At 73.5% G+C, this 25,864-nt stretch carries 29 protein-coding genes and 1 tRNA gene; 24 read left to right on the plus strand and 6 right to left on the minus strand.

All coding sequences use genetic code 11. The features are described 5' to 3' along the window. Nucleotides 1-4 precede the first annotated feature (4 nt). Complete coding sequence (locus tag ACSDG8_RS01080) at nt 5-907, plus strand: SDR family oxidoreductase (RefSeq protein ID WP_210900491.1); 903 nt, start codon at nt 5-7, stop codon at nt 905-907. A gap of 62 nt (nt 908-969) precedes the next feature. On the opposite strand, the gene ACSDG8_RS01085 is transcribed toward ACSDG8_RS01080, so the two are convergent. Both ACSDG8_RS01085 and ACSDG8_RS01090 read right to left on the minus strand, forming a co-directional pair. Continuing rightward, complete coding sequence (locus ACSDG8_RS01085; RefSeq protein WP_104112613.1) at nt 970-1,620, minus strand: nucleotidyl transferase AbiEii/AbiGii toxin family protein; 651 nt, start codon at nt 1,618-1,620, stop codon at nt 970-972. Then, on the minus strand, nt 1,617-1,943 hold the full coding sequence (locus ACSDG8_RS01090; RefSeq protein ID WP_210900494.1) for a hypothetical protein: 327 nt from the start codon (nt 1,941-1,943) through the stop codon (nt 1,617-1,619). The genes ACSDG8_RS01085 and ACSDG8_RS01090 overlap by 4 nt, the downstream gene beginning before the upstream one ends. Before the next feature lie 999 nt (nt 1,944-2,942). Here ACSDG8_RS01090 and ACSDG8_RS01095 point away from each other — a divergent pair. The 11 genes from ACSDG8_RS01095 (at nt 2,943) to ACSDG8_RS01145 (ending at nt 14,829) form a co-directional block, all read left to right on the plus strand. Continuing rightward, the gene (locus ACSDG8_RS01095) at nt 2,943-3,536 is read left to right on the plus strand and encodes a hypothetical protein (protein ID WP_210899574.1); all 594 of its coding nucleotides are present in this window, start codon (nt 2,943-2,945) and stop codon (nt 3,534-3,536) included. Between the two features lie 155 nt (nt 3,537-3,691). Further along, nucleotides 3,692-3,919: a hypothetical protein gene (locus ACSDG8_RS01100; RefSeq protein WP_210899576.1), complete on the plus strand. Its 228-nt coding sequence runs from the start codon at nt 3,692-3,694 to the stop codon at nt 3,917-3,919. Between the two features lie 346 nt (nt 3,920-4,265). After that, the gene (gene fdh / locus ACSDG8_RS01105) at nt 4,266-7,589 is read left to right on the plus strand and encodes a formate dehydrogenase (protein ID WP_439427533.1); all 3,324 of its coding nucleotides are present in this window, start codon (nt 4,266-4,268) and stop codon (nt 7,587-7,589) included. Next, nucleotides 7,582-8,625, plus strand: a complete 1,044-nt coding sequence (locus ACSDG8_RS01110; RefSeq protein WP_210899582.1) for a 4Fe-4S dicluster domain-containing protein — start codon at nt 7,582-7,584, stop codon at nt 8,623-8,625. The genes fdh and ACSDG8_RS01110 overlap by 8 nt, the downstream gene beginning before the upstream one ends. Beyond that, the gene (gene nrfD / locus ACSDG8_RS01115; protein ID WP_210899584.1) at nt 8,622-9,839 is read left to right on the plus strand and encodes an NrfD/PsrC family molybdoenzyme membrane anchor subunit; all 1,218 of its coding nucleotides are present in this window, start codon (nt 8,622-8,624) and stop codon (nt 9,837-9,839) included. The genes ACSDG8_RS01110 and nrfD overlap by 4 nt, the downstream gene beginning before the upstream one ends. Before the next feature lie 45 nt (nt 9,840-9,884). Continuing rightward, nucleotides 9,885-9,980: transfer RNA gene (locus ACSDG8_RS01120), tRNA-Sec, on the plus strand. A 21-nt stretch (nt 9,981-10,001) separates the two neighbouring features. Beyond that, nucleotides 10,002-11,294, plus strand: a complete 1,293-nt coding sequence (gene selA / locus ACSDG8_RS01125) for an L-seryl-tRNA(Sec) selenium transferase (protein ID WP_210899586.1) — start codon at nt 10,002-10,004, stop codon at nt 11,292-11,294. Nucleotides 11,295-11,299: 5 nt separating this feature from the next. Further along, nucleotides 11,300-13,063: a selenocysteine-specific translation elongation factor gene (selB, locus tag ACSDG8_RS01130; RefSeq protein WP_210899588.1), complete on the plus strand. Its 1,764-nt coding sequence runs from the start codon at nt 11,300-11,302 to the stop codon at nt 13,061-13,063. Between the two features lie 45 nt (nt 13,064-13,108). Beyond that, nucleotides 13,109-13,306 (plus strand): hypothetical protein, encoded by a 198-nt coding sequence (locus tag ACSDG8_RS01135; protein WP_030503909.1) that lies wholly within the window; start codon nt 13,109-13,111, stop codon nt 13,304-13,306. Further along, entirely contained in the window at nt 13,306-14,583 is a 1,278-nt protein-coding gene (locus ACSDG8_RS01140) for a hemolysin family protein (RefSeq protein ID WP_210899590.1), read from the plus strand. Before ACSDG8_RS01135 ends, ACSDG8_RS01140 begins: the two co-directional genes overlap by 1 nt. A 66-nt stretch (nt 14,584-14,649) precedes the next feature. Beyond that, nucleotides 14,650-14,829 (plus strand): hypothetical protein, encoded by a 180-nt coding sequence (locus ACSDG8_RS01145; protein ID WP_073829444.1) that lies wholly within the window; start codon nt 14,650-14,652, stop codon nt 14,827-14,829. A 5-nt stretch (nt 14,830-14,834) separates the two neighbouring features. Here ACSDG8_RS01145 and ACSDG8_RS01150 read toward each other — a convergent pair whose 3' ends face one another. Continuing rightward, nucleotides 14,835-15,491, minus strand: coding sequence for a hypothetical protein (locus ACSDG8_RS01150; RefSeq protein WP_184686016.1), 657 nt, complete (start codon nt 15,489-15,491; stop codon nt 14,835-14,837). Nucleotides 15,492-15,618: 127 nt separating this feature from the next. On the opposite strand from ACSDG8_RS01150, the gene ACSDG8_RS01155 reads away from it, so the two are divergent. Beyond that, complete coding sequence (locus ACSDG8_RS01155; protein WP_210899592.1) at nt 15,619-15,819, plus strand: hypothetical protein; 201 nt, start codon at nt 15,619-15,621, stop codon at nt 15,817-15,819. Here ACSDG8_RS01155 and ACSDG8_RS01160 read toward each other — a convergent pair. From ACSDG8_RS01160 to ACSDG8_RS01170, 3 genes are all read right to left on the minus strand, one after another. Continuing rightward, nucleotides 15,816-16,289 carry a hypothetical protein gene (locus ACSDG8_RS01160; protein ID WP_210899594.1) on the minus strand — a complete coding sequence of 158 codons (474 nt, stop codon included), beginning with the start codon at nt 16,287-16,289 and terminating at the stop codon, nt 15,816-15,818. The two genes, ACSDG8_RS01155 and ACSDG8_RS01160, sit on opposite strands and share 4 nt — an antisense overlap. Further along, nucleotides 16,286-16,495, minus strand: coding sequence for a hypothetical protein (locus ACSDG8_RS01165; protein ID WP_013286381.1), 210 nt, complete (start codon nt 16,493-16,495; stop codon nt 16,286-16,288). Before ACSDG8_RS01165 ends, ACSDG8_RS01160 begins: the two co-directional genes overlap by 4 nt. Nucleotides 16,496-16,564: 69 nt before the next feature. After that, nucleotides 16,565-17,404 (minus strand): universal stress protein, encoded by an 840-nt coding sequence (locus ACSDG8_RS01170; RefSeq protein WP_210899597.1) that lies wholly within the window; start codon nt 17,402-17,404, stop codon nt 16,565-16,567. Between the two features lie 129 nt (nt 17,405-17,533). On the opposite strand from ACSDG8_RS01170, the gene ACSDG8_RS01175 reads away from it, so the two are divergent. The 11 genes from ACSDG8_RS01175 to ACSDG8_RS01225 all read left to right on the plus strand — a co-directional run bounded on the left by ACSDG8_RS01175 (nt 17,534) and on the right by ACSDG8_RS01225 (nt 25,774). After that, nucleotides 17,534-18,280: an SAM-dependent methyltransferase gene (locus tag ACSDG8_RS01175; protein ID WP_210899599.1), complete on the plus strand. Its 747-nt coding sequence runs from the start codon at nt 17,534-17,536 to the stop codon at nt 18,278-18,280. A gap of 89 nt (nt 18,281-18,369) precedes the next feature. After that, the gene (locus ACSDG8_RS01180) at nt 18,370-19,557 is read left to right on the plus strand and encodes a PP2C family protein-serine/threonine phosphatase (protein WP_210899601.1); all 1,188 of its coding nucleotides are present in this window, start codon (nt 18,370-18,372) and stop codon (nt 19,555-19,557) included. Between the two features lie 45 nt (nt 19,558-19,602). Next, complete coding sequence (locus ACSDG8_RS01185; RefSeq protein WP_210899603.1) at nt 19,603-20,073, plus strand: MarR family transcriptional regulator; 471 nt, start codon at nt 19,603-19,605, stop codon at nt 20,071-20,073. 303 nt (nt 20,074-20,376) lie between these two features. Next, complete coding sequence (locus ACSDG8_RS01190) at nt 20,377-21,015, plus strand: CDP-alcohol phosphatidyltransferase family protein (protein WP_374223577.1); 639 nt, start codon at nt 20,377-20,379, stop codon at nt 21,013-21,015. Further along, nucleotides 21,012-21,968, plus strand: coding sequence for a DUF881 domain-containing protein (locus tag ACSDG8_RS01195; RefSeq protein ID WP_210899607.1), 957 nt, complete (start codon nt 21,012-21,014; stop codon nt 21,966-21,968). Before ACSDG8_RS01190 ends, ACSDG8_RS01195 begins: the two co-directional genes overlap by 4 nt. Beyond that, nucleotides 21,965-22,297, plus strand: coding sequence for a small basic family protein (locus ACSDG8_RS01200; RefSeq protein ID WP_007071104.1), 333 nt, complete (start codon nt 21,965-21,967; stop codon nt 22,295-22,297). The genes ACSDG8_RS01195 and ACSDG8_RS01200 overlap by 4 nt, the downstream gene beginning before the upstream one ends. Nucleotides 22,298-22,307: 10 nt before the next feature. Continuing rightward, nucleotides 22,308-23,237 (plus strand): DUF881 domain-containing protein, encoded by a 930-nt coding sequence (locus ACSDG8_RS01205; protein ID WP_210899609.1) that lies wholly within the window; start codon nt 22,308-22,310, stop codon nt 23,235-23,237. A 54-nt stretch (nt 23,238-23,291) separates the two neighbouring features. After that, entirely contained in the window at nt 23,292-23,672 is a 381-nt protein-coding gene (gene gcvH, locus ACSDG8_RS01210) for a glycine cleavage system protein GcvH (RefSeq protein WP_030503921.1), read from the plus strand. Nucleotides 23,673-23,889: 217 nt separating this feature from the next. Then, a complete protein-coding gene (gene odhI, locus ACSDG8_RS01215; RefSeq protein ID WP_030503922.1) occupies nt 23,890-24,342 on the plus strand; it encodes an oxoglutarate dehydrogenase inhibitor Odhl in 453 nt (150 codons plus the stop codon). Nucleotides 24,343-24,392: 50 nt separating this feature from the next. Beyond that, nucleotides 24,393-25,094 (plus strand): transcriptional regulator FtsR, encoded by a 702-nt coding sequence (gene ftsR / locus ACSDG8_RS01220; protein WP_210899695.1) that lies wholly within the window; start codon nt 24,393-24,395, stop codon nt 25,092-25,094. A gap of 215 nt (nt 25,095-25,309) precedes the next feature. Beyond that, entirely contained in the window at nt 25,310-25,774 is a 465-nt protein-coding gene (locus ACSDG8_RS01225; protein ID WP_043330120.1) for a bifunctional nuclease family protein, read from the plus strand. Nucleotides 25,775-25,864 lie beyond the last annotated feature (90 nt).

Here is a 25,864-nt window from a genome sequence, read left to right on the forward strand (position 1 = left end):
AGACATGAGCGAGGACCAGTTCACCCAGCAGCACCCGGCCGAGCAGTACGGACAGCGCGAGGGACAGCCGGCGCAGCAGCAGACGCCACCCGGCAACGAACAGCAGATGGGCCCGAAGCCCGATCACGGCGAGGAGTCGTACCGGGGCAGTGACCGGCTCACCGGCAAGCGGGCGATCATCACCGGCGGCGACTCCGGCATCGGCCGCGCGGTGGCGCTCGCGTACGCCCGCGAGGGCGCCGACGTCCTGATCACCTACCTCGGCGACGAGGAGGAGAAGGACGCGCGGGAGACGGTCGCCCTGATCGAGCAGGCCGGGCGCACCGGCGTCGCGGTCCAGTGCGACCTGCGCGAGGAGGACAACTGCCGCGCCCTGGTCGACCGGGCGCTGCGCGACCTCGGCGGCGTCGACATCCTGGTCAACAACGCGGCGTACCAGATGTCGCAGGACAACGGCCTGCTCGACATCACCACCGAGCAGTTCGACCGGGTCTTCAAGACCAACGTGTACGCCATGTTCTGGCTCTGCAAGTTCGCCGTGCCCCACATGAAGGAAGGCTCGACGATCATCAACACGTCGTCGATCCAGGCGTTCGACCCGTCGCCGCAGCTGCTCGACTACGCCACCACCAAGGCGGCCATCGCCAACTTCACCAAGGCGCTCGCGCAGAACCTCGCCGACCGCGGCATCCGGGTCAACGCGGTCGCGCCCGGTCCGATCTGGACGCCGCTGATCCCGGCCACCATGCCGGAGGAGAAGGTCAAGCAGTTCGGCACCGACACGCCGCTGGGCCGTCCCGGTCAGCCGGCCGAGTTGGCGCCCGCGTACGTCTACTTCGCCTCGCAGGAGTCCAGCTACGTCACCGGCGAGATCCTCGGCGTCACGGGTGGCCGCCCGACGAAGTGAGCCGCCGGTCCGGTCCCGTCCTGGCCTTCCGGTCCCGCCCTCGGTCGCCTGGTTCCGCCTGCTCAGCGGGGCCAGACGGCCATCCGGCGGCGCACCTCGGCGATGCGCGGCGCGTCCAAGCCGTACCGGGTGAACCGGCGGTCGGCCAGCCCGTCCAGGTAGCGGCCCGCGGCGCGCACGTCCTCGTCGTCCAGCGCCGGGTCCACCTGCCGGGCCAGCTCCAGCAGCTCCGCCACCGTGTACCGGTCCAGCGCGGCGGAGACGTCGATGTAGTCGCGTACCTCCCGCCGGTTGACCAGCGCGGCGGTCTTGTTGGCGATCAGGTCCCGCACGTCCATCACCGGGCCGAAGTCCATCACCACCGGGCTGCGGTGCCGGTCCAGGCGGGCCAGGCTGAGCCGGATCTGCCGGCCGTCCCGGCTCACCACGAAGTCCCGCAGATCCCGGTCGAAGCCGTCGAACACCTCGCCCAGCCCGCCCGGGTCCGCCTCCGCCACCCGGTAGCCGGCCCGTTCCAGCGCCGCGCGTACCCCGTCGGCCGCCGCCGCGGCGGCACCCTCCACGTCGGCGAACAGGTCGACGTCCTCGGTGGGGCGGGTGACCAGGCCGTGCGCGGCCCAGGCGACGCCGCCGCCGAGCACGAAGCGGTGCGGGCCGGCGGCGGCCAGGGCCACCCGGGCCACCTCCCGGTAGAAGTCGTGCGGGTGGGTCACGCCGGGCGCAGACTCCGGTGCCGGCCCTCCCAGGCCAGGCGTACGCCCCGGGGCAGGTTCAGCAGCGGCCACAGCCGGCGCAACGTGCCCCCGTGGATCAGCTCGCGCAGGTCCTCCACGCGGGTCGTCTCGCGCAGCACGTTCTCGTACATCCAGAGCAGCTCGTCCGGATCGGCCAGGTCGAACGCGCGTTCGCTGCTCCACATGAGGCGTACCGGCAGCTCGACGATGCCGCTGGTGGGGCCGGTCAGCTCGTCCAGGGTGCGCGCCACCACGGCGGGTCGCCCGGGCCGGGCGAGGTACGCGTGCGCGGTGGCCGACATGGCATCAGGGTAACCCCAACCCGGCCCATCACCCCCCGCCCTTCCCGCCCCCGCCCCCGTCGATCATGAAGTTGACGGTATTCGGCGTCCGTTTTGTCCCCGCCAACTTCATGATCAACGGTTGCATCCTGGCTGTCTGTTCGCCTGGTGCGGCTTTCCGCGGAATCTTGGAAGATTTGGGCCCCTATGGCGGCCCTTTCCTTCCAAGATCTCCCACGGCGCGTGCGCCGGGGCCGGCTCGCGTCGGCGTCCGCGCTGCCGGATGCGGATCTTGGTACGAGAGCGCCCCTATGGGGGCCGTTTCGTACCAAGATCTCTCGTCGGCGGAACGCCGGGACCCGTGCGGCGGCGCTCGGGGACCGCTCGCGCCCACGGCCCGCCGTTCACCTGCCGGCCCGCCTCCTGCCAGGGTTGATCATGAAGTTGGCTGCGACAAAACGGACGCCGAATGCCGTCAACCTCATGATCGACGGCGCCAGGTGAGTTTCAGGCGAGGGCGAGGGCGAGGGCGAGGGCGGGGGCCGGGATGGGGATCGGCCGGACGGGACGAGACGGCGCTGGTGGTTGGGCGGGGTGGGACGCTCGAGAGCCGGGTGGGGGCGGGACAGTCGGGGGCGGTGTCCGGTGGTGGGGTGGGTGTCGGGGTTCGGGGTGGTGGGGGACACGAGCGGTTGCGGGCCGAGGGCGCCTCCGAGCAGAGCACGGCGCGCGCCCGGGTGGCGGAATCCGGGACGGCGGCGGGGCGTTATACCTGGTGAACGACCGCAGCAGCGCCCCCGCAGCACATGAGCGCGGGTGGCAGGCACCCGGAATGAAGACGGGCCGGCGGTCGTTGTGTATGCCTCCGGCGCCGCCAGCCGGCCCCCGCACGCCACCCCCGGGCGTGCTGCGGGCGGCGTGAGCAGGACGCCGGATCCCCTCAAGACTTCTTGAGCGCCTGACGGTGCCCGCGCGCCCCATCCCCCGTGGGTGTGCGTCGACCCCCGAATGGAGCCCCCCATGAACACGATCCTGCGTAAGAGCATTCTCGGTATCGCCGGTCTGACCGTTGCCGGTGGCCTGGCCGCCGGCCCGCTCAACCACACCGACACCACCCCCACCACCCGCGACGCCGCGGTCACCACCACCCAGACCGCCGCGAAGCTCGACACCGCGACCCTGATCCCGCACGGCGTGCAGGGCGCCCAGTCCCGTATCGACCTGAACGACGAGCAGACCAAGAACGTGAAGGCGATCATCGCGGCGACGAAGAAGGCCGGCATGGACGAACGCGCCGCCGTCGTCTCGATCGCTACGGCGTTGCAGGAGTCGAAGCTGGAGAACCTGGGTCACCTGGGTGACCGTAACGACCACGACTCGCAGGGCCTGTTCCAGCAGCGCCCGTCCAGCGGTTGGGGCACGGTCGAGCAGATCACCAACCCCGAGTACTCCACGACCGCGTTCCTGAAGGGTCTGAAGCAGGTCGACGGCTGGCAGGACATGCCGCTGACCAAGGCCGCCCAGACCGTCCAGGTGTCGGCCTACCCGGACCACTACGCCCAGTGGGAGCAGCAGGCCGCCGACCTCGTCGCCGAGCACTGGACCGCCAGCTGACAACTGATTCTCATCTGGCAGCAACACCACCGGACCGGCCGGACCCCCTTGATCGGGGCCCGGCCGGTCCGGTGTCGTGTCCGGAGGACCTGCGCCGCTGTCCGCCTGCCGGCCACAGTGGAGTCAGGTTGCGGGTCTCGGCGAGGATGGGGGACATGTCTTCGTGGAACAGGTGGCGGGTCCGCCTGAGCGTGGTCCTCGGCGCGGTCGCGCTTTCGGTGTTCGTACCGGTCGCGGCCTGGGCGGCGTCGGGCATCGCGTTGGACGGCCGCCCCAAGGGCGGGTTCAGCGGCTTCGACTGCTGCCTGGGAGTGGTGGGCGTCGTCGCCGTGCTGGTGGTGATCATCATTCGCGAGGGCCGCAACCGCCGCCCTCCGAGCTGACCCACATCGGGCCCGGCCTCGTCGCCCAGCACTGGAACAGCTGACCCGGTGGTGACCGGGGTCACGACGAACGAGCGGAAGAACCGGGATCCCGGTACCGTTGTGCAGAGCGTCGGTGTGTTCAGTGTCCCCGGGCCTCACCTAAATTGCCTTCGCGGAATACCGTTCGGCTGGAGCCGCGTCGCGCCACTCGCCGAGAGGCGACATGCACACCGACGCCCAGAGCCGCCCCGGCCATTCGGCCGGGGCGGCTCTGTCTTTGGGCTCGACTCGCACGCCTCCCGCACCTGGCCTAGGGTGGGAAGGCAGAGGTGAGAGCCGTTCTCGACGCAGAGGAGGTGCCCGGGTGGGTCTGAAGACCTTCATCCAGGGGTGGCCGGTCTACCGGCAACTCACCGGCACCGATCCGCTCGGTCGTGGCGCCGCCGCCCAGTCGGCGCGCTCCGCCGGTCTCGCCGCCCGCACCGAGACCGCCGACGGCATGGCCCGCTCGGTCTGCCCGTACTGCGCGGTCGGCTGCGGGCAGCGTGTCTTCCACAAGAACGGCCAGGTCACCCAGATCGAGGGCGATCCGGACAGCCCGATCTCGCGCGGCCGCCTCTGCCCGAAGGGCTCGGCCAGCAAGAGCCTGGTGACCAGCCCGCTGCGTCAGACCAAGGTCCGCTACCGCCGGCCGTACGCGACCGAGTGGGAGGACCTGGACCTCGACGTCGCGCTCGACATGATCGCCGACCGGATCCTCGCGGCCCGCGCGGAGACCTGGGAGGACGTCGACGACGAGGGCCGTCCGCTGAACCGGACGCTCGGCATCTCCAGCCTCGGTGGCGCGACGCTGGACAACGAGGAGAACTACCTCATCAAGAAGCTGTTCACGGCGATGGGGGCACTCCAGATCGAGAACCAGGCCCGTATTTGACACTCCGCCACCGTCCCCGGTCTGGGGACCAGCTTCGGTCGCGGCGGCGCCACGGACTTCCAGCAGGATCTCGCCAACGCTGACGTCATCATCATCCAGGGCTCGAACATGGCCGAGGCCCACCCGGTGGGCTTCCAGTGGGTGATGGAGGCGAAGAAGCGCGGCGCGAAGGTCTTCCACGTCGACCCGCGGTTCACGCGCACCAGCGCGCTCGCCGACACGTACCTGCCGATCCGGGCGGGCACGGACATCGCGCTGCTCGGCGGCGTGGTGCGCTACATCCTGGAAAATGAGCTCGACTTCCGGGAGTACGTGCTGGCGTACACGAACGCGGCCAACATCGTCAGCGATCAGTTCGCCGACACCGAGGACCTGGACGGCCTGTTCTCCGGCTACAACCCGGACACCGGCTCGTACGACCACGCGACGTGGCAGTACGCGGGTCACGAGGACGAAGCCAAGATCCGGGGCACCGGCAAGGAACGCGACTCGGCCTCCGGGCTGGAGCACGAGTCGCACGGCGAGCCGATGCCGCCGCAGACCGAGCGGGACGAGACGTTGCAGCACCCGCGCTGCGTCTACCAGATCCTGAAGCGGCACTTCTCCCGCTACACGCCGGAGATGGTGGCGCGGGTGTGCGGCGTCCCGGAGGAGAAGTTCCTCGAGCTTGCCCGCGCCTGGACGGAGAACTCCGGCCGGGAGCGCACCGGCGCGCTGGTCTACTCGGTCGGCTGGACGCAGCACAGCGTCGGCGTGCAGTACATCCGTACCGGCTCGATCATCCAGACGCTGCTGGGCAACATGGGCCGCCCGGGCGGTGGCATCCTGGCGCTGCGCGGGCACGCCAGCATCCAGGGCTCCACCGACATCCCGACGCTGTTCAACCTGCTGCCCGGCTACCTGCCGATGCCGCACCACGCCGACCACCCCACGTTCGACGAGTGGGTGAACAGCATCCGGCATCCGGGCCAGAAGGGCTTCTGGGGCAACTCGCGGGCCTTCGCGGCGAGCCTGCTCAAGGCGTACTGGGGTGACGCGGCGACGCCGGAGAACGACTTCTGTTACGGCTACATGCCCCGGATGACCGGCGACCACGGCACGTACCAGCAGGTCCTGAACATGATCGACGGCAAGGTGAAGGGCTACTTCCTGCTCGGCCAGAACCCGGCGGTCGGCTCCGCGCACGGCCGCGCCCAGCGGCTGGGCATGGCCAACCTGGACTGGCTCGTGGTCCGCGACCTGTTCATGATCGAGAGCGCCACGTTCTGGAAGAACAGCCCGGAGATCGCCACCGGCGAGATCGCGCCGGAGGAGTGCCGTACGGAGGTGTTCTTCCTGCCGGCGGCCTCGCACGTGGAGAAGGAGGGCACGTTCACCCAGACGCAGCGGCTGTTGCAGTGGCGGGAGAAGGCCGTCGACCCGCCGGGCGACGCCCGCTCCGAGCTGTGGTTCTTCTACCACCTGGGCCGCGTGATGCGGGAGAAGCTGGCCGCCTCCACCGAGCGCCGCGACCGGGCGCTGCTGGACCTGGCCTGGGACTACCCCACGCACGGTCCGCACGCGGAGCCGAGCGCCGAGGCGGTGCTCAAGGAGATCAACGGGTACGAGGTGGCGACCGGCCGCCAGCTGAACGCGTTCGGCGAGGCCCGGGACGACGGCTCCACCGCGATCGGCTGCTGGATCTACTCCGGCGTCTACGCCGACGGCGTGAACCAGGCGGCCCGCCGCCGGTCGCGCCACGAGCAGGACTGGGTGGCCGCCGAGTGGGGCTGGGCGTGGCCGGCGAACCGCCGCACGCTCTACAACCGCGCCTCCGCCGACCCGGACGGCCGGCCGTGGAGCGAGCGCAAGAAGTACGTCTGGTGGGATCCGGACGCCGGCGAGTGGACCGGCTACGACGTGCCGGACTTCGAGAAGACGAAACCGCCGTCGTACCGGCCGCCGGAGGGTTCCTCCGGCCCGGCCGCGCTCGCCGGTGACGACCCGTTCGTCATGCAGGGCGACGGCAAGGCCTGGCTGTACGCGCCGAGCGGCGTCCTGGACGGCCCGCTGCCGACGCACTACGAGCCGGCCGAGTCGCCGATGCGCAACCCGCTCTACGGTCAGCAGGCCAACCCGACCCGCAAGGTCTACGAGCATCCGGTCAATCGGATGAACCCGAGTCCGCCGGAGCCGCACAGCGAGGTCTTCCCGTACGTGTTCACGGTCAGCCGCCTCACCGAGCACCACACCGCCGGCGGGATGAGCCGTACCGTGTCGCCCCTGGCCGAACTGCAACCGGAGATGTTCGTCGAGGTGTCCCCGGAACTGGCCGGCGAGGTCGGGCTGGCCCACCTGGGCTGGGCGCACCTGATCAGCGGCCGCGCGGTGATCGAGGCCCGGGTGCTGGTCACCGACCGGCTCACCCCGCTGCGGGTGGACGGGCGGATCATCCACCAGGTGTGGTTGCCGTACCACTTCGGCAGCGAGGGTCTGGTCACCGGCGACTCGGCGAACGACCTGTTCGGCATCACGCTGGACCCGAACGTGCTCATCCAGGAGAGCAAGGTCGGCACCTGCGACGTCCGGCCCGGCCGTCGTCCCACCGGTCCGCCGCTGCTGGACCTGGTCGGCGACTACCAGCGGCGGGCGGGGATGACGCCGGACCGGAAGATCCCGATGGTGACCACCGACGCGGCCGGCGGGGACGACGCCGCCGGAAGCACCGACGAGCAGTCGCCCGCCGCGCACCAGGACGGGGAACCGCATGCCTGACGCCAACAGCCTGTACGGACCGCTGGACCCTGCCCCCGACGCGGGCTGGGTGTCCGCGCCGCCCCGGATGGGCTTCTTCACCGACACCAGCGTCTGCATCGGCTGCAAGGCGTGCGAGGTCGCCTGCAAGGAGTGGAACGGCGTCCCCGACTCGGGGTTCGACCTGCTCGGCATGTCGTACGACAACACCGGCGCGCTGACCGCGAACTCGTGGCGGCACGTCGCGTTCATCGAGCAGCCCCGCCCGGCCGGGCACCGTACGCCGCCGTTCGCGGGCGACCCGACCGGCCCGACGGTCAGCCCCGCGTCCGCGGCGGCCGGCGCGGTCACGGCCCCGGACACCGGCACGAATCCCGGTCTGCCGCCGGGGCAGCCGCAGGCGGCGGCGCGGATGGCGGCCGGGCCGGAGTTCCTCGGCATGCCCGGCGCGCAGCCGCCGGGGCGGGACAGCGGCGCGGAGACCCGCACCGACTTCCGCTGGCTGATGATGTCCGACGTGTGCAAGCACTGCACCCACGCGGCCTGCCTGGACGTGTGCCCGACCGGCTCGCTGTTCCGCACCGAGTTCGGCACGGTGGTGGTGCAGGAGGACATCTGCAACGGCTGCGGCTACTGCATCTCCGCCTGCCCGTACGGCGTGATCGACCAGCGCAAGGGCGACGGCCGGGCGTGGAAGTGCACGCTGTGCTACGACCGGATCGGCGCGGGCATGACGCCCGCCTGCGCGCAGGCGTGCCCGACCGAGTCGATCCAGTACGGCCCGCTTGACGAGCTGCGGGAACGCGCCGCCACGCGGGTCGCCGCGCTGCATGATCGGGGTGTGCCGGAGGCGCGCCTGTACGGCCACGACCCGACCGACGGCGTCGGCGGCGACGGCGCGTTCTTCCTGCTGCTCGACGAGCCCGAGGTGTACGGGCTGCCGCCGGACCCGGTGGTCACCACCCGGGACCTGCCGAAGATGTGGAAGCGCGCCGGGTTCGCCGCGCTGGCCATGGCGGCGGCTGCCGTCGCCGCGTTCGTCGGAGGATCGTCGTGAGCCCGGACCGCCCGGTCGGTGACCTGTTCCGCCGCTTCCGCGAGCGCCTGTCCGCCGAACGCCCCGCCGCCGGGCCGCACGGCGGCCTCGAGCGTCTGAGCGCCGGCAGCGGCAGCGCCGCCGAGCGGGAGAACGGCAGCCGGGCCACCGCCGCCGGGCCCGGCGTGGGCCGCACCGACGCCGGCTCCCGCGACGCCGGCCTGACCCCGCACCCGCCCCGCGACGCGGCACCGCGCCGACGCCGGGGCGGCAAGGGCGGCGGCGAGCAGCTCAACGTTCCGCCGGCCGAGTTCACCTCCTACTACGGCCGGCCCGTCCTCAAGCCGCCGGTGTGGCGGTGGGACATCGCGGCGTACCTGTTCACCGGCGGGCTGGCCGCCGGATCGTCGCTGCTGGCCGCTGGCGGGCAGCTCACCGGCCGCCCGGCGCTGCGCGGCGCCGGCCGGGTCACCGCGCTGGCGGCTGTGGGCGCGAGCACGTACTTCCTGGTCAACGACCTGGGCCGGCCGTCGCGCTTCCACCACATGCTGCGGGTGGCGAAGGTGACCTCGCCGATGTCGGTGGGCACCTGGATCCTCAGCGTGTTCGGCCCGGCCGCCGGGCTCGCCGCGATCGCGGAGGCGGCGCCGCTGCTGCCCGAGCGCGGCGTGCTGGGGCTGGGCCGCCGGCTGCTGCCCCCGGCCGGGCACGCCGCCGGGCTGGTCGCCGCGGTCACCGCGCCGGCGCTGGCCACGTACACCGGGGTGCTGCTGGCGGACACGGCGGTGCCGTCGTGGCACGAGGCGTACCCGGAACTGCCGGCCATCTTCGCGGGCAGCGCGCTGGCCAGCGGCGCGGGCGTCGGCCTGGTGGCCGCGCCGCCCGGGCAGGCGGGCCCGGCGCGGCGGCTCGCGGTCGCGGGCGCGGCGATGGAGCTGTGGGGTTCGCACCGGGTGGAGAACCGGCTCGGGCTGCTCAGCGAGCCCTACACGCAGGGCACGCCCGGCAAGCTGCTGCGCGCGGGCCGGTCGCTGACCGCCGCCGGTGTCGTGGGCGCGCTTGTCGGTCGCCGCAGCCGGGTGCTGTCCGCGCTGTCCGGCGCCGCGCTGATCGCCGCGTCGGTGTGCACCCGGTTCGGGATCTTCCACGGCGGTGTCGCGTCCGCGCGTGACCCGCGCTACACGGTGGTGCCGCAGCGCGAGCGGGTCGACCGGCGGGCCGCCGAGCAGGACTGACACCTTCCCGGGCGGCCTCCCGCCCGCTGTGGTTGACTGCTGCGTGGAGGCGTTCAGGCGGCTGGTGCCCCTCCCGGTCTTCAAAACCGGTGTGGTCCGGGACCCGGGCCAGGCGGGTTCGATTCCCGTCCGTCTCCGCCAAACCGTTCCCGGGAGAGCGCGATGCGTGAGGTCGACCCGCGACGGCGGGTGCCGCGCACCGACGCGCTGCTCGCCGATCCCGCGCTGGCCGCCGCCGCCGGCACGCTGGGCCGCGACCGGGTCAGGGCCGCCGTAGTCCGCGCGCAGGACCGCGCCCGCCGCGGCGAGCTGGCCCCCGAGCAGGTACGCGACGCGGCGCTCGCCGACCTGCCCGGCCGTACGCCACGCGCCGTGCTCAACGCCACCGGCGTCGTGCTGCACACCAACCTGGGCCGCGCCCCGCTCGCCGCGTCCGCGGTGGACGCGCTGGTCGCCGCCGCCGGGAACACCGACGTGGAGCTGGACCTGCGTACCGGGCGGCGGGCCCGGCGCGGCCGGGAGGCGCTCGACGCGCTCGCCGCCGCCGTGCCCGACGCCGGGGCGGTGCACGTGGTGAACAACGGCGCCGCCGCGCTGGCGCTGGCCGCGACCGCGCTCGCCGCCGGCCGGGAGATCGTGGTCAGCCGCGGTGAGCTGGTCGAGATCGGCGACGGGTTCCGCCTGCCCGACCTGCTGGCCAGCACCGGCGCCCGGCTGCGCGAGGTGGGCACCACCAACCGCACCACCCGCGCCGACTACCAGGCCGCGATCGGCGAGCACACCGGTTTCGTGCTCAAGGTGCACCCGTCGAACTTCGTGGTCACCGGCTTCACCTCCGCTGTGCCGGTCGCCGACCTGGCCACGCTCGGCGTACCGGTGGTGGTCGACATCGGCTCGGGCCTGCTCGCGCCCGACCCGCTGCTGCCCGACGAGCCGGACGCCGCCACCACGCTGCGCGCGGGCGCGCACCTGGTCACCGCAAGCGGCGACAAGCTGCTCGGCGGCCCGCAGGCCGGCCTGCTGCTCGGCGACGCCGACCTGGTGCACCGGCTGCGCCGGCACCCCCTCGCGCGGGCGCTGCGCGTCGACAAGCTCACCCTCGCCGCGCTCGCCGCCACCCTGTACGCGCCGTCCACGCCCACCCGGGACGCGCTGCACGCCGACCCGGCCCGCCTGCGCGCCCGGGTGGAGCGGCTGCGTGACCGCCTCGGCGAGGACGGCTGCAAGGCCGAGGTGGTGCCCAGCGCGGCGGTCGTCGGCGGCGGCGGCGCGCCCGGCGTGGAGCTGGACTCGTGGGCGCTGAGCCTGCCCGAGCGGTACGCCGAGCCGCTGCGCACCGGCGAGCCGGCGATCCTCGGCCGGGTGCTGCACGGCCGGCTCCTGCTGGACCTGCGCGCCGTGCCGGAGGGCGCCGACGACCGGGTCCGGGCGGCCGTGCTGAGCGTGGAGGACTGACCGGCATGTGGGTGGTGGCGACCGCCGGGCACGTCGACCACGGCAAGTCCACGCTGGTGCGGGCGCTGACCGGGATGGAACCGGACCGGTGGGCGGAGGAACGCCGCCGCGGCATGACCATCGACCTCGGCTTCGCCTGGACCACGCTGCCCTCCGGCGGCACCATCGCGTTCGTCGACGTGCCCGGGCACGAGCGGTTCGTGCCGAACATGCTCGCCGGTGTCGGCCCGGTCCCGGCCGCGCTGATCGTGGTGGCCGCCGACGAGGGCTGGATGCCGCAGTCCGCCGAGCACCTGGCCGCGCTGGACGCGCTGGGCGTGTCGTACGGGCTGCTCGCGGTCACCCGCGCGGACCTGGCCGATCCCGGCCCGGCGACGGCGCGGGCCCGCGCGGAGATCGCCGCGACGTCGCTGGGCGAGGTGGAGGCGGTGCCGGTCTCCGCGGTCACCGGCGCCGGGCTGCCCGAGCTGCGTGCCGCGCTGGACCGCCTGGTCGCCCGGCTGCCCGACCCGGATCGGGACGCTCCGGTGCGGCTCTGGGTGGACCGCGCGTTCACGGTGCGCGGCAGCGGCACCGTGGTCACCGGCACGCTCGGCGGCGGCCGGCTGCGCGTCGGCGACGAACTGGAGTTGGCCGGCAGCGGCGAGGCGGTGCGGGTACGCGGCCTGCACTCCCTCGGCGCCGCGCACGCCGCCGTCGACGCGGTGGCCCGGGTCGCGGTGAACCTGCGCGGCCTGCCCCGGGACCGGGTCGGGCGCGGCGACGCGCTGCTCACTCCCGGCCGGTTCGGCCGTACCGACCTGCTCGACGTGCGGCTGTCCGGCGATCCGGCCGCCGACCTGCCGGCCACGCTCACCCTGCACGCCGGCTCGGCGGCGGTGCCCGCCCGGGTCCGGCCGCTGGGCCCGGACACGGTGCGGCTGCGCCTGGCCCGGCCGCTGCCGCTGCTGATCGGGGACCGGGCGCTGCTGCGCGACCCCGGCCGGCACCACGTCTGCGGTGGCGTCACGGTGCTGGACGTGGACCCGCCGCCGCTGCGCCGCCGGGGCGCCGCGGCCGCGCGCGCGGCCGTGCTCGCCGGGCTGGACGGGCGACCGGACCTGGCCGGGGAACTGCGGCGGCGACGGCTGATCCGGGCCGGGGACCTGACCCGGATGGGCGTGCCGCCGACCGCGACGCCGGTGGCCGGGCAGTGGCTGGCCGACCCGGAGCACTGGCAGGAGCTGGGCCGCCGCCTCAGCGAGGAGGTGACCCGGTACACCGCCGAACACCCGCTCGCCGCGGGCGTACCGGTCGACGTGCTGCGCCACCGGCTCGACCTGCCCGAGCGCGCCCTGGTCACCGCGTTGCTGCGCCCGCCGCTGCGGCTGCGCGACGGCCTGGTCACCGCCGCGCCGCAGCACACGCTGCCCGACCCGGTGGCCCGGGCGGTGGACCGGGTCCGGGCCGAGTACGGCGACCGGCCGTTCCAGGCGCCCGAGGCGCACCACCTGGCCGACCTCGGGCTCGGCCCCCGCGAGATCGGCGCCGCGGTCCGGGCCGGCGCGCTGCTGAAGCTGGCCGAGAACGTGGTGCTGCTGCCCGGCGCCCCGGACGACGCGGTGCGCGTCCTGGCCGGGCTGCCGCAGCCGTTCACGCTCAGCGCTGCCCGGCAGGCGCTCGGCACCACCCGGCGGGTGGCGGTGCCGCTGCTGGAGCTGCTGGACCGGCGCGGGGCCACCCGGCGGCTGCCCGACGACGCCCGCGAGGTGCTCCGCCCGCCGGGCTGAGTCAACAGGCGTCGGCGGCCCGCTCCGGTCACCTACCGTGACGCCATGGACCCTTCCGCGGTCTGGCGGGACAAGAACCACAAGTGGCGGATCGAGGCGTACCGCGCCCCGGACCTGCGGTTCGCCATCTACGCCACCAACGGCCCCACCGAGTCGGCGCCGCTGTGGCTGTTCGGGATGGCCGCGCTGGCCCGCTGGCTGATGACCCACGCGATCTCCCTGGACGACCTGGAGACCGACTGATGGGCGGGCAGATCGCGCTGGTGGCCGTCCTGGTCCTGGTCAACGCAGCCCTGTCCGGCAGTGAGATGGCGCTGGTGAGCCTGCGGGAGGGGCAGTTGCGCCGGCTGGCGCGCTCCGGGCGGGCCGGGGCGAGACTCAGCCGCCTCACCCGGGAACCGAACCGCTACCTGGCCACCATCCAGCTCGGCATCACGCTCGCCGGGTTCCTCGCCTCGGCCGCCGCGGCGGTGACGCTGGCCGAGCCGCTCGTCGGACCGCTGGGGTTCCTCGGCGGGGCCGCCCGCCCGGTGGCCGTGTTCCTGGTGACGCTGCTGCTGACGTTCCTCACGCTCGTGGTGGGGGAGCTGGCGCCCAAGCGGCTGGCCATGCAGACCGCGGAGCGGTGGGCGCTGCTCAGCGCCGGACCGCTGGACCTGCTGGCGCGGCTGTCCCGGCCGGCGGTGTGGCTGCTCGGCCGCTCCACCGACCTGCTCGTGCGGCTCGCCGGCGGCGACCCGCGCGCCAACCGGCAGGAGGTCACCGAGGAGGAGCTGCGGGAAATGCTGGTCAGCCAGCGTGGCCTCTCGGCCCAGCAGCGGGAGATCCTCGCCGGGGCGTTCGACATCGCCGGCCGTACGCTGCGCGAGGTGCTGGTGGCCCGCCGGGACGTGACCACGCTGCCGGTGGAGCTGCCGGCGGCCGAGGCGATGCGGCTGCTGGCGGGCGCGGGCCGGTCCCGGGCGCCGGTGATCGGGCCCGGCGGGCTCGACGACGTGCGCGGCGTGGTGCACATCCGTGAGCTGGTGGACGCCGACGGCGCCCCGGTCGGCGCCCGGGCCCGCCCGCCGGTGCTGCTACCCGGCACGCTGCCGGTGGCCGACGCGATGCGGCACCTGCGCCAGCGTCACGAGCAGATGGCCCTGGTGGTCGACGAGTACGGCGGCGTGGACGGCCTGGTCACCATGGAGGACCTGCTCGAGGAGGTGGTCGGCGAGCTGTACGACGAGACCGACCGGGACGTGCGCCGGGCCGAGCGGGAACCGGACGGCGCGCTGCTGCTGCCGGGCGACTTCCCGCTGCACGACCTGCCCGACGTGGGCGTACGCGTGACGTTCCCGCTGTCGCGGGAGTACACCACGGTGGCCGGGCTGGTGCTGGCCGGGCTGGGCCGGCTGCCCGAAGGGCCGGGCGAACGGGTCCGGCTGCCCGGCCTCACCGTCGAGGTGGTCGACGTGGCCGGACGGGCGATCCGCCGGGTGCGGCTGCGCGGCCCGGCGGTCGGCCGCGCGCCGGACTGACACCCGGACGGGGGACGGCCGCCCGATCCGCGCCCCGGGCGCCGCCGCCGGTCGTACGGTGCGGGCGTGAAGGACCGAGGACTGCGTACGTTCATCACCGTGCTGGCCGGACTGGCCGTGATCTACTTCGGCTTCTCGGGAAGCCGCGGCAGCGGCGAGGAGGGCGTCTCCGGCGGCGTGGTGCTGCTGGCGCTGCTCGCCTCGTTGCTGGCCTGGAACCTGACCAAGCCCGGCCCGGCCAAGTAGCGCGCTCAGCGGGCCGTCGCGGCGCTGCGGCTCACCTCGCCCGCCGACTCCTCGCCCAGCGCCACCCGCACCAGCGCCGACGCCAGCCGCCCGAAGTCCGCCTCGCCGACCAGCCCGACCAGGTCGCCGGGGCTCGCCGGCAGACCCAGCCGCTTCGCCCCGGCCAGCGTGCGCCGGTCGGCGTACGGGCGCACGTCCGGCCACACCGACTGCGCCTCGCGCAGGAAGATGTCCGCTCCGGTGGGGCCGATGCCGGGGAACTCGGTGAGCAACCGGCGCAACGCGGCCCGGTCCGCGCCGGCCTCCTGGTGCAGCCGGCGCAGGTCGCCGTGCCAGCGGTCCAGGCAGAGCCGGGCGCCGGTGCCGAGCATCGTCGCGGTCCGCTCGTCGTAGCGCCGGTAGTGGCCCCGGCCCAGCGCGTCGACCCGGTCCTGCCAGGTCGCCGCCTCCATCGCCTGCGGCGTGCGGTAGCCGGCCGCGAACAGCTCCCGGGCCGCGGCCACCGCCACCGACGCCCGGATCCGGGTGCTCAGCAGCGTGGTGAGCACCAGCAACTGGTACAGCGGGCCGGGCCGGTCGGCGAGCGCGATCCCGGCCTCCTCGGCGTACGTGCGGGACTGCCGGTCCAGCAGGGCGCGCGCGACGTTGCGATCGTCTGGCATCCATCCGGCTTACCCGCCCCGGCCCCGGCCAGACCCTCGGGCCGATCCGGAATGTGCCCGGCGGCGACGGGTACGCGGGTTGGGCGCGCGGTCGACGGCCGTGTGCTCCACCGGGAAGGAGAGACCCGTGGTCAAGCCGCAGCAGGAGGAACTGCGTCGGAACGACCTCGGCGCGACCAGCCAGGACAGCCGCAAAACGGCCACCCAGGCGGGCGGCCGTTCGCGAGGCGGGGGCACGTCGAACGCCGACGCGGGCCGGCCGGTCCCCAAGGGGCAGGTGTCGCCGTACGGGCCGGCCGGTGAGCCGGTGGCCGACGACGAGAGCTAGCCGCGAGCCGACGTCGGCCGCAGTCGCCGCCAGGTGGCTGCGGCCGACAGCCCGTACGCCAGGTGCGGGATCAGGTCGGAGACCCAGTCGCTGCGCCGCCAGGTACGCGGGTCGGTCACGCCGAGCACTGTCATCGAGCCGTCGGAGGTGGCCATGACGCCGCCGCCGAGCAGCACGGTGGCCAGCGGCAACGGCAGCCGGCGGCGGGCGGCGAGCAGGCCGAACGCGGCCCCCGCGGCGATGCCGGTGGCGTACCCGAGGAACGGGCCCAGACCGGAGCGGCGGTTCTCCGCCTCCTCGCCGGGGCCCAGGTCGACGTGCGTGACGTCGGCCAGCCGCCCGGCGACCGATTCGGGGGTGCTGCTGGCCGGCCGGGCCCGCAGCGCCATGTCGAGGTAGGAAACCGCGTTGAGCACGGCGCTGCCGACGGCGCCCGCGATGGCGCCGTCGACAACCGCTGCCGTCCTCACTTCGGGTCACCCGGTTCCCGGTTGCCCTTGGGGCCGTAGGTCCGTTCGCCCCGGACCACACCGCGTTGTCCCCTGTCGTCCTGCAGGATCCGGTTGGCGACCTGGTTCGCCTCCTTGTCGGACGCCCGTCCGGACTGCTCGACGAGGTCGCGAAGGCGTGCCCGCTGCTTGTCGTACGCGTTGCTGCCCGGACGTGGTCCTGGCATCACTGCCTCCTCGGGTCGCTGTCGGCTGAGGAACCCGTCTACCCGCCCGGGCCGGGGCCAACCGTGCGCTCAGCCGGGGGTGCGTACGACCGCGACCGGGCACACGGAGCGGTGCAGGATCCCCTGGCTCACCGAGCCGAGCAGCAGGCCGCTCAGCTCGCCGCGGCCCTGCCGGCCCACGACGACCAGCTGGGCGTCCCGGGACGCCTCGGTCAGCGCCGTGACCGGGCGGGCGTGCACCGCCTCCCGGGTGATCGGCACCTGCGGCCACCGTTCGGCGATGCCGGCGACCGACTCGGCGAGCACCCGCTCCTCCTCGTCGGCCTGCGCCGCCCGGCTGCCCGGGCGGGCGTACACCACGCGCAGCGGGGCGCCACGGCAGGACGCCGCCTCGGCGGCGAACTCGACGGCGGCGCGGGACAGCGCGGAGCCGTCCACCCCGGCCACCACCGGGCCGGTGTCGCGGGCGGCGCCCCGGGCGACCAGCACCGGGCAGTCGGCGTGCGCGGTGACCTGCAGCGCGACCGAGCCGATCACCAGCGAGGCGAACCCGCCGAGTCCTCGGTCGCCGAGCACGATCAGGGCGGCGGTGGGGGACTCGCCGAGCAGCACGGCGGCCGCCTCCCCGTCGATGATCTCGCCGGTGATGCGCAGCCCGGGCTCCTGCGCCTCGGCCGCGTTGACCGCGTCGGCGACCAGTTGCTCGGCCTGGTGGCGCAGGCCGGCGTGCGGCGGCGCCCCGGCCGGAGCGGCCACCGGCACGCCCAGCAGCGGCCAGATGAATCCGTGGACCACCCGCAGCGGCCGGTTGCGGCGGGCAGCCTCCCGGGCGGCCAGGAGCACGGCTCGTGTCGCCGGCTCGGAGCCGTCCACCCCGACCACCACGGCCGCGCCGTCAGCGGAGTTCACCCGGTACCTCCTCGTGGCCGACGCTCCCGCGGCCAGTATCGCGGCCGGCGGGACCGGCCCGGGGCGATACCGCGCCGGTCGCCCGGTCGGTACGCTGGCACGCAGCGCCCAGGGGAGGGAGGTCCGTCGATGGATCAGCCGGACGGACCGAGCACCGCCCGCATGATCGACTACTGGCTCGGTGGCCGGCACCACCGTCCGGTCGACGTCGCCGCGGCCGCCGCGTTCGAAGCGGCGTACGGGCCCTGCGCGGTGATCTTCCGCTCGCTGCGCGGCTTCCTGGGCCGGACCGTGCGGGCCATGGCCGACGAGGGTGTGGACGGCTTCCTGGTCTTCGGCGCGGGCGTGCCGACCTGCGGCAACGTGCACGAGGTCGCGCCGGAGGCGACTGTCCTCTACACCGACGTCGACCCGGAGACGGTCCGGCTCGGCCAGCGCCTGCTCGCCGGCAGTGACCGCGCCGGCTACGCCTACGGTGACGCCACCGACATCGGCACCGTCGACCGGGCGCAGCTGCACCGCTTCGTGCCGGGGTGGGGGAGACGGCCGGTCGGAGTGGTCTTCCTCGGGCTGGCCGCGTTCCTGGACGACGAGACGCTGGCCCGTACGCTGGACGAGTTGTACCAGGCGGTCGCGCCGGGCAGCCGGCTGGCGATCGACTTCGACAGCGAGGAGCTGGCCGGGCACCCGCAGGCGCTGGCCATGATGGGCCCGGCGTTCCGGATGCGCGCGCCCGACCGGTTCGCGCCGCTGCTGGGCCGCTGGCGTCCCACTGACGACGGCGTCGTGCCGGTGGCCCGGTGGCGGCCCGACGGCGAGCCGGAGCAGGTGCCGGACGCGTTCTACGGCGCGCTGGCGCTGCGGCCGGCGGACTGAGCCGCGCCGGTCGAGGCGGCCCGTTCGGCTGTCGGGGGTCCTTCGTATGATGTTTGCCCTGTAGCAATAGTCGTCATCGGAGGATGAGCATGCCGGAGGCGTCCGGATCGGTGTCACGTGCCCTGCGCACGGCGCCACCCGACCAGCTGGTGGAGACCGCGGACGCGGTGCTGCGCCAGACGCTCGGGGCCGCGCGGGCGGAGGTGTTCGTCGCCGACTACCGCGCCAGCGGCCTCTGGCCGGTGCTCGACCCGGACGTGTCCGACGCCGGCCCGTTTCTGGCGCACACCGTGGCGCAACGCTGCTTCAGCAGCCAGGAGCCGGTTCTGGACATCGTCGACGACGGCCGCTGCCGGGCCTACCTGCCGCTGTCGGTGTGGGGGGAGCGGCTCGGCGTGCTGATGGTCGAACTGCCCGGCGACCCGGACGCGGCCACCGTGGAGGCGGCGCGGGACGCCGCCGGGGAGCTGGCCGTGGCCATCCGCGCGGCCGACCGGGAGACCGACAGGTATCGCCGCGCCCGGCGGCGGGAACGGCTGAGCATGGCCGCGGAGATGCAGTGGGACCTGTTGCCCGGACGCAGCGTGCGCCACGGCGACGCGTTGCTGGCCGGGCAGCTCGAGCCGGCGTACACGGTGGGCGGTGACCACTTCGACTGGTCGGTGGACTGCGAACGTCTCACCCTGACCGTGCTCAACGGCACCGGCAGCGGGCTGGCCGCGTCGCTGCTCACCGCGATGACGGTGAACGCCATGCGCAACGCCAGGCGCTCCGGCGGCAGTCTGGTCGAGCAGGCGGAGCTGGCCTCGGACACCATCTACTACCAGCACCGGGGCGGCCGGCACGTGGCCACGCTGCTGCTGGAGCTGGACAGCCACCGGGGCGTGGTGCGGGCGGTGGACGCCGGCTCCCCGCAACTGCTGCGGCTGCGCGGGGGTCGGGTCACCCCGATCGCGCTGGAGCAGCAACTGCCGCTGGGCATGTTCGCCGAGACCCGCTACGACGTGCAGGAGTTCACTCTGGAGCCGGGCGATCGTCTCTTCGTGGTCAGCGACGGGGTGTACGCGGCGGAGCCCGACGGCCAGGAGCCGTACGGCGCCCGGGCCATGGCGCGCGCGATGCGGGCCACTCGGCTGCAGCCGGCGACCGAGGCAGTTGGTACGGTGATGCGCGAACTGCATGCGTACCACGCCGACGCGGATCTCCGTGACGACGCGGTCGTCGTCTGCCTGGACTGGCGCGGTTCCGGCCGGTCCGACGACGTCACGCGGCAGTGATCGGGGCGGAGCGAACACGAGCGGGACGATCGCAGGGGACAGCGGGTGGAGCGACCTCCGAATCTTGCCGCGGCCATCGAGTCGGCTGCGGAGGCGCTCATCGGTGTGCTCGACTCCGCCACCTCACGGCACACGGTCAGCGTCTCACCGACCCAGTTGCGGGTGCTGTCGCTGATCGTGTCCCATCCGGACACCAACGTGAACCGGCTGGCCGAGCTGCTGGACGTGGTCCCGTCGTCGGCGAGCCGGCTCTGTGACCGCCTGGAGGCCGTCGGCCTGCTGCGCCGGGTGGCCGACCCGCGCGACAGGCGAGAGGTGCGGCTGATCCCGACCGCGGCGGCGGAGACGTTGCTGCGCGACCTGCAGGAGCGCCGGCACCTCGCCGTGCAGGCGGTGCTAGACCGGATGCCCAACCGCGCGCAGCACGAGCTGTTGCTGGCGCTCGTGGCGTTCAGCCAGGCCGCCACGGCTGCCGCGCCGCAGGCTGCCCCCGACTCCACCGCCCGCACCGCCTGAGCCCGCCCGCCACGGCGGTCCCGCGTCGGTCACGAGCGTCAACTAGTGTCCTAGGATGCCTTAGCGGTTGTGACGGTCCCCACCGTGACATCACTGAGCAACGACGCAGCGCGGCCACCGGCCGGAACGGGGGAGCCCGATATAGTGGCAGCGCAACTGAGCGGCCGGTGATCACCGGCCGCGTCGGGGGAGGTCCCAGCCCGGGATCACAGAGGGCGCCGGCGTCTGACCGGCCGGCAACGCGCACGTCCCTCCAGCGGCCGCTCGTCCGGCTGCCGGACCGTGCTGCGAAGGGAGGGTTCGGTGTCGCGTCGGCCGGCTCCAGCGGAGCACCCGGATTCCGGGGATGCCACGGTCGTGGGAGACCGCGTCCTCACGCTGCCCAACCTGATCAGCTTCGTCCGACTCGTCGGCGTGCCGATCTTCCTCTACCTGTTCCTCGTGGTCGAGGCCGACGTGGCGGCCATCGTGGTGCTCGCGGTGGGCGGCACCAGCGACTGGGTGGACGGCTGGATCGCCCGCCGGCTGGGGCAGGTGAGCCGTCTCGGGGAACTGCTCGACCCGCTGGCCGACCGGCTCTACATCCTGGCCACGCTGCTCGCCTTCACCGCGCGCGAGGTGGTGCCCTGGCAGTTCACCGGGGCGCTGCTGGCCCGTGAGCTGCTGCTGCTGGCCTCCCTCGGGGTGCTGCGCCGCTACGGCTACGGCCCGCCGCCGGTGCACTACGTGGGCAAGACCGCCACCTTCCTGCTGCTGGCGGCGTTCCCGATCCTGCTGCTGGCCGACGCCGCGCCGGGCATCGGCACCGCCGCCGGCGCGATCGGCTGGGGTCTCGCCTGGTGGGGTCTGGTCCTCTACTGGGTCGCCGGCGCGATGTACGTGGTGCAGGCGAGCCGGCTCGTGCGGCGGATGCGGGCGCGGCGCGCGCAGGCGGCGGCATGACCAGGCCGACGTCGACCGACGGGAAGAAGGAGCGCGACCCGTCGAGCCGGGTGTACGCGCCGGACTTCCTGACCGAGCTGTTCCGCAATCCGCTGGACCCGGGGTACGGGGATGCGGCGGCGCGCCGGGCGGCGGGTCCGGTGTCGCGGGTGCGGCAGGTGCTGGGCCGCCCGGTGAGCCTGCTGGTCCTGGCGGTGATCGGGTTCCTGTTCGCGGTGGCGTACCGGGAGACGATGGCGGAGGAGCCGAGCCGGGCGACGGCGCGGGCGGGGCTGATCGCCGAGATCAAGGGGCGTGAGGCGGAGACCGACCGGTTGACCGAGCGGGCGGAGCAGTTGCGCGAGGAGGTCGGCCGGCAGCGGGACGCGGCGCTGAGCGGCTCGCAGGCGTCCCGGTTGCGCACGCTGGAGGCGGGCACCGGGCTGGCGCGGGTGCGCGGTGACGGCGTGGTGGTGCGGCTGGCCGACGCGACGTCGGATCAGGACGGGGTGACCAGCGGGGGCGCGGATCCGTCCCGGGTGCTGTACTCGGATCTGCAGAAGGTCGCGAACGCGTTGTGGGCGGCGGGCGCCGAGGCGGTCGCCGTGAACGGGCAGCGGTTGACCGCGACGTCGACGATCCGGTCGGCGGGCGAGGCGATCCTGGTGGACTACCGGCCGGTGACGGGTCCGTACGAGGTGCAGGCGATCGGGCCGCGGTCGATGCGGGACCGGTTCAACGAGAGCCGGGCGGCGGCGCTCATGCGTGAGGTGGCGCGGACGACGGGCCTGTCGTTCGGGGTGAAGCGGGTCGACGACCTCACCTTGCCGGCGGCGCCGCAGCCGCGGCTACGCTACGCCGAGCCTTCGGTCAGTCCGAGTCCGCGTCCGTCGGGTTCGGGGGCGGCCGGTTCGTCGAGTCCCGGGTCGTCCGGCCCGGGTGGTTCTTCCAGCCCCTCGGGAGGTGGCCGATGATCGCGGTGCTGGCGTTGCTCGCCGGTGTGGTGCTCGGGGTGTATCTGGACCCCACGGTGCCGGCGGCGTTGCAGCCGTATCTGCCGATCGCGGTGGTGGCCGCGTTGGACGCGGTGTTCGGTGGGGTGCGGGCGAAGCTGGACCGGATCTTCGACGACAAGCAGTTCGTGGTGTCGTTCATTTCAAACGTGCTGGTGGCGGGGCTGATCGTGTACCTGGGGGACCAGTTGGGCGTGGGTGGTCAGTTGTCCACGGGTGTGGTGGTCGTGCTCGGGGTGCGCATCTTCGGAAATGTGGCGGCGATCCGTCGGCACCTGTTCCGGGCGTAGGTTTGACGCGATGAGTGAGGAACACAGGGAGACGGGGACGGGGTGGCCGCGTCCGGTGGAGCCGGAGCAGCCGTCGGGTCCGGCGGGTGAGCCGGATCCGCGCCCGGACGCGCCCGATCCGGACGAGTTGAGCCCGTTGGCGCCGGTGGAGCCGGCGCCGGACGAGTCGTCGGAGCCCGCGGAGCGGGAGGCGGTGCCGGAGTCCGAGCCGGAGCCGGGTGCGGTGGCGCAGCCGTCGCGGGCGCGGCGGTTCTCCTCGGCGGGTCTGATGATCGCGGTGCTGCTGGCGTTGCTGGGTTTCACGCTCGTGGTGCAGTTCAAGACGACGTCGACGGATCCGACGCTCGCGGCGACGCGGGAGGAGGACCTGGTGCGGATCTCGTCGGATCTGGATTCGCGGGAGCGGCGGCTGCGTCAGGACATCGAGGCGTTGGAGGAGAGCCAGCGGCAGTTGCGCTCGGGTGAGCAGGGCCGGCAGGCGGCGCTGGAGGAGGCGACGCGGCGGGCGGACGAGCTGGGCATCCTGGCGGGTACGTTGCCGGCGGTGGGTCCGGGGCTGGAGGTGCGGTTCTCGGGGCCGGCGAAGGCGGTGTCGTCGACGGGGATCCTGGACGCGGTGCAGGAGCTGCGGGGTGCGGGCGCGGAGGCGATGCAGATCCAGGGCGCTGACGGTTCGGCGGTGCGGATCATCGCGTCGACGTATTTCGTGGACGGGGCCGACGGTGCTCTGGTGGTGGACGGGCGGCGGCTGACGGGTCCGTTTACGATCATGGTGATCGGCGATCCGGCGACGATGCGTACGGCGTTGAACATTCCTGGCGGGGTGGTCGCATCGGTGCGGGACCGCGGCGGTAACGTGACCTCCGAGGATCGTGAGGTTGTGGAGGTTTCGCAGCTGCACGCGCCGATCAAGCTGGACCACGCCCGGCCGGTTTCCTGACCGGTCGCGGCCGCGCCGGTTTCTCCGGTGCACCGATGACGAAGGACGCAGTTGGTGATTCCTGAGGATCTGCGGTACACCGCCGAGCACGAGTGGGTGGTCGGTGGTGACGGTGGTGTCGTCCGCGTCGGTATCACGCACTTCGCGCAGGACGCTCTGGGTGACATCGTGTTCGTGCAGCTGCCGGACGAGGGTTCGGTGGTGGCGGCGGGCGAGTCGCTGGGCGAGATCGAGTCGACGAAGAGTGTGTCGGAGATCTACGCGCCGCTGAGCGGCACGGTGGCGGCGCGCAACGAGGCGTTGGCCGACACCCCTGAGGTGATCAACACGGATCCGTACGGTGCGGGGTGGTTGGTGGAGATCACTCCGGATGATCCGGCGGCGGTCGAGGGGTTGTTGACCGCTGATGCGTACCGCGAGCTCACCGAGAGCTGAGTTCGTGCTGTTCCGGGCGGCGGCGAGGTTCCGCGCGTCCGGTTGCCCTGCATTTCGGCGCTGGCTAGGCTCGCCCAGTCGACCGAGAACCAATAGTTTGAGCGTTGCGGAATGCGCCTTCCCGGGCACGGGGAGCCAGCCGCCGGGTGTGGTGTTGCCCGGCGGCCAGACCCGCCATTTCCTGACGCCGAACCGAACAGATCCGTGAGGTGGTCCCATGACGCGCCCAGACGACGAGTTCCCCCCGCTCGACGTCACTTCGACGCTCAATCTCGGTTCGCTCGACGAAGTGCTGGAGGGTCCGGACACCGATGTGGTGCCGAGCCGGATGTCCGGTTCTTTGCCGCCGGGTATGGCGTTGCTGGTGGTTCGCCGGGGTCCGAACGCGGGCGCCCGGTTCCTGTTGGACCACGACGTGACGACGAGTGGGCGGCACCCGGACAGTGACATTTTCCTGGACGACGTGACGGTGTCGCGTCGGCACGCGGAGTTCCACCGCGACGGTGGGACTTTCACGGTGCGGGATGTGGGCAGCCTGAACGGCACGTACGTGAATCGTGAGCGGGTCGAGGCGGCGACGTTGAGCAACGGTGACGAGGTGCAGATCGGCAAGTTCCGGGTGGTGTTCATCGCCGGTCCGCGCCCGGAGGGTGAGGCCGGCCGGGGGTGAACGAGCCTGCGGCTTCGACGCCGTCCGGGGCTGGGCGGGCGCCTGCGCTGATGAGTATCGGCGAGGTGCTGGCGCAGTTGCGGCCGGAGTTTCCGGACGTCACGATCTCGAAGTTGCGGTTTCTGGAGGCCGAGGGCCTGGTGGAGCCGCAGCGGACGCCGGCGGGTTATCGGAAGTACGGCTGGGACGATGTGGCGCGGCTGCGGTTCGTGTTGACCGCGCAGCGGGATCAGTATCTGCCGTTGCGGGTGATCCGGGAGCAGTTGGCCCAGTGGGACGGGTCTGGTCCGTCGCCGGGGCGGGGGCGGCCGAATCTAGTGGCTGTGGGTCCGGGTGGTGAGGTGCCGGGCCGGGAGCCGGTGGATTCGGTCGAGTCGTCGGAGGTGCGGCTGGACCGGGCGGGGCTGATCGCGCGCAGTGGCGTGGACGAGTCGACGCTTGCGGAGTTGGAGCGGCTCGGTGTGCTGGTGTCGGATCCGCCGGGGTGGTACGACGCGGACGCGTTGATCATCGCGAGTGCGGTGGCGGGTCTGGCGGCGTACGGGTTGGAGCCTCGGCATCTGCGGGCGTACCGGTCGGCGGCCGATCGTGAGGTCGGTCTGTTCGCGCAGTTGGTGGCGCCGTTGGCGCGGCAGAGTGATCCGGCGGCGCGGGCTCGTGCGGCGGAGACGGCGCGGGAGCTGGTGGCGTTGTCGCAGCGGTTGCACGCGGCGTTGGTGCGGGTGGGGCTGCGGTCGACGTTGGGCCGGTGAGGTCGTCGGTGGAGGGCCGGGTGTCGTGGACGCCCGGCCCTTCGTCGTGGGTGGGTGGCGCGGAAAGATCTGGCCGGAGGAGCGTGTCGTAGGCTTGCCGGGGTAAGCCCCTCCGGCGAGGCGTGGTGCACGTAGCGTGTGGGACTCCCGTGTCCTGGTCCGTGTACCGTGCAGGGAAGGGCGCGGTGCAAGGTGACGACGACACGGAGGCGGCGGTGCGCGAGCTGAGCGTGGTCGGAGTTCGGGTGGAGTTGCCCAGCAACCAGCCGATCGTCCTGCTGCGGGAGGTCGAGGGGGACCGCTATCTGCCGATCTGGATCGGCGCGGTCGAGGCGACGGCGATCGCTTACGAGCAGCAGGGGGTCAAGCCGGCCCGGCCGTTGACGCATGATCTTCTGCGGGATGTGCTGGCGGCGTTGCAGGCGCCGTTGCGGGCGGTGGAGATCACCGAGTTGAAGGACAACGTGTTCTACGCGGATCTGCTGCTGGGTGACGGGGTGCGGGTGTCGGCGCGGCCGAGTGACTCGATCGCGTTGGCGTTGCGGGTCGGCGCTCCGATTCGTTGTGCGGAACAGGTCCTCGGCGAGGCGGGGATCGTGATCCCCGACGAGCAGGAGGACGAGGTGGAGAAGTTCCGGGAGTTCCTGGACCAGGTGCGTCCGGAGGACTTCGCGGGTTGAGGTGTTCCTGGCCGGGTGGCCGGGGTCGGCGCGGCGGCGGTTGTCACTGTGGGTGATGGCTGGCCGCCGTGTGTGGTGTTGCGGGGCGGA

Origin of the sequence: Micromonospora sp. LA-10 (assembly GCF_051853095.1) — a bacterium.
Taxonomy (GTDB): Bacteria; Actinomycetota; Actinomycetes; order Mycobacteriales; family Micromonosporaceae; genus Micromonospora; species Micromonospora echinospora_A.